At 75.2% G+C, this 701-nt stretch carries 1 protein-coding gene; it reads left to right on the top strand.

The window, feature by feature from the left end; genetic code table 11:
• Nucleotides 1-433 (top strand): UbiX family flavin prenyltransferase (locus AC08ON_RS03770; RefSeq protein WP_476616457.1); only part of this gene is annotated, 433 nt, incomplete at its 5' end.
• Between the last annotated feature and the right edge of the window lie 268 nt (nucleotides 434-701).

Here is a 701-nt window from a genome sequence, read left to right as displayed (position 1 = left end):
GGGGGCGCCGACGAGCAGCGGTTCGTACCCGACTCGCGGGATGATCGTTGTCCCGGCGAGCACCGCCTGCCTGGCCGGTATCACCCTGGGACTGTCCAAGGATCTGTTGCAGCGGTCGGCGGATGTCACGCTCAAGGAAGGCCGCCGTCTGATCGTCGTCCCGCGGGAGATGCCCTACACTCGCGCGACGCTGCGCCACATGCTGGACCTGCACGACGCCGGGGCGGTGGTGGCCGCGGCGAGCCCGGGGTTTTACGCGGGTGTGCGGACGGCTGGCGATCTCGTCGACTTCGTGGCCGGGCGGGTGCTGGACGCCGCCGACGTGCCGCACACGCTCTTCCGGCGTTGGACCGGCGAGCTCGGCGGCGCCCGCCGTGACCTGGCGGACCGCCGTGACCTGCTGGAGGTCGAGACGGCGCCACCGGCCGGGTGACGCCTGTTCCCCCTGGCGCAGGCCCCACCCCGACAGGCACAGTTGTCGGGAACGGGCCCCGACCGGGGCCGCGGTGCCGGCGGGATGAGGACGATATGGCGACGGGTGGGCGCGGACCGACGAGGAACCGGGGCCGGGGAACCGGCGGGGTGGACGGGGCCACGGCACGCAGATCCGCCTCGGCGGGGGCGGCCGCGGTGCCTCGGCGCGGCCGGGTCGTCCCACTCGCGCCGAGCGGCCCGCGCCGCAGGACGTGAACCTGCGCGCG

The sequence above is a fragment of the Frankia sp. CoWAU3 genome, assembly GCF_977971855.1.
The sequence above is the reverse complement of the archived record's forward strand: the minus strand, read 5'-3'. Positions and strand labels throughout refer to the sequence as shown.